Below are 393 nucleotides of genomic sequence, written 5' to 3' on the forward strand. Positions count from 1 at the left end.
CGAACTGGGAGATGCCGAACTCGAGGTCGACGTTGATGTTGCCGAAGTGCTTGGTCCCCATGAAGCCGCCGGCGTAGTTGGACAGCAGGACGTAGAGCAGGTACCAGGCGATGAAGGCCACGGTGAGCGGGAAGGCGAAGGACCGGTCGGAACTGTGCAGTTCGGCGAATTCGGCGCTCTGCTGGACGGCTGAGAACTCTTCGGCCGTGGGGCTCGCCGCCGGCGTTCCCGCGCTGCCGTGCGGCGGCGCTGCTTCGGTGGTCACGGGGGGCTCTCCTTGTGACGCGGGTGCGGTGGGGACGACGGACAAAACAACCTCCGTGTGGGGGGGACGGTGGCGCTGATCCCCCCTTGTCAACGGCACGTACGGCGCGTCGGGACGGTTCAACACCC

1 protein-coding gene is annotated in these 393 nt (G+C 66.9%); it reads right to left on the bottom strand.

From position 1 onward, the window contains the following. The coding region (locus G3I78_RS50390; RefSeq protein ID WP_164437379.1) for a DUF485 domain-containing protein at positions 1 to 265 on the bottom strand (265 nt) is incomplete at its 3' end. Positions 266 to 393: the final 128 nt, after the last annotated feature.

It is taken from the genome of Streptomyces sp. SID13726 (genome assembly GCF_010548375.1).
In the GTDB taxonomy this organism is placed as follows: domain Bacteria; phylum Actinomycetota; class Actinomycetes; order Streptomycetales; family Streptomycetaceae; genus Streptomyces.